This is a genomic window from Stutzerimonas stutzeri KOS6 (genome assembly GCF_000307775.2).
In the GTDB taxonomy this organism is placed as follows: Bacteria; Pseudomonadota; Gammaproteobacteria; order Pseudomonadales; family Pseudomonadaceae; genus Stutzerimonas; species Stutzerimonas stutzeri_B.
Genome location: NZ_KK020676.1, coordinates 917,866 through 919,120, shown reverse-complemented (window position 1 = coordinate 919,120; position 1,255 = coordinate 917,866). Strand labels below are relative to the sequence as shown.

The window sequence follows — 1,255 nt, the reverse complement described above, 5'->3', positions numbered from 1 at the left end:
GCGCTGGTCAATGTGGCACTCGGCCTGGCCGAGGAGGGCCGGGCGTTGACGGTCGGCAGCGCCGGCTTGCGGCGGGCATTGGCCTCGGATCGGTAGGGTGGGCTTCAGCCCACCGGGGATTCCAGGCTGGTGATGGTGGGCTGAAGCCCACCCTACGGTGCTGTCGGTGCGGCGGCGGCGCTGGTCAATGCGGCACTCGGCCTGGCCGAGGAGGGCCGGGCGTTGACGGTCGGCAGCGCCGGCTTGCGGCGGGCATTGGCCTCGGATCGGTAGGGTGGGCTTCAGCCCACCGGGGATTCCAGGCTGGTGATGGTGGGCTGAAGCCCACCCTACGGTGCTGTCGGATCAGTCGAGGTCGGCCGCGCTGTGGCGTTCGGGGGCCTGCTGGGATTCATCGCCCCAGGTGCGGTTGACCTTGCGTCCGCGGATCACGGCGGGCCGTTCGGCGATCTCGGCAGCCCAGCGCTGTACATGCTTGTAGTCCTGCACGGAAAGGAATTCGCCGGCGTCGTACAGCTCGCCACGGGCCAGTACGCCGTACCAGGGCCAGATGGCCATGTCGGCGATGCTGTAGTCGTCGCCGGCGATGTAGCGATTCTCCGCCAGCTGGCGGTCGAGCACGTCGAGCTGGCGCTTGACCTCCATCGCATAGCGGTTGATCGGGTATTCGTACTTCTCCGGCGCGTAGGCGTAGAAATGGCCGAAGCCGCCTCCGAGGAAGGGCGCCGAACCCATCTGCCAGAACAGCCAGTTGAGGGTTTCGGTGCGCGCGCGGGTTTCCGTGGGCAGGAAGGCGCCGAACTTTTCCGCGAGGTAGACCAGGATCGAGCCGGATTCGAATACCCGCAGCGGTTCGCCCGCGACGCTGTGGTCGGCCAGCGCGGGGATCTTCGAGTTCGGATTTATCTCGACGAAGCCACTGCCGAACTGGTCGCCGTCGCCGATCTTGATCAGCCAGGCGTCGTATTCGGCGCCGGCATGGCCGAGGGCGAGCAGCTCTTCGAGCATGATGCTGACCTTCACACCGTTGGGCGTGGCCAGCGAGTAGAGCTGCAGCGGGTGCTTGCCCACCGGCAACGGCTTTTCCTCCCGCGCGCCGGCGGTGGGCGCGTTGATGCTGGCGAACTTCCCGCCCGACGGCGCGTCATGCGTCCAGACCCTCGGCGGTACGTAAGTGATATCAGGCATGTCGATCTCCTCGAGTGGGTTGAACCGGGGATGTGCATTGCATCCTACGCGCTTGGCCGGCGAGGTC

The 1,255-nt window shown here is 66.9% G+C and carries 1 protein-coding gene; it reads right to left on the bottom strand.

The genetic code is table 11. The features are described 5' to 3' along the window. Positions 1-345 precede the first annotated feature (345 nt). Positions 346-1,188: a glutathione-dependent disulfide-bond oxidoreductase gene (yghU, locus tag B597_RS32515; RefSeq protein WP_003291769.1), complete on the bottom strand. Its 843-nt coding sequence runs from the start codon at positions 1,186-1,188 to the stop codon at positions 346-348. Between the last annotated feature and the right edge of the window lie 67 nt (positions 1,189-1,255).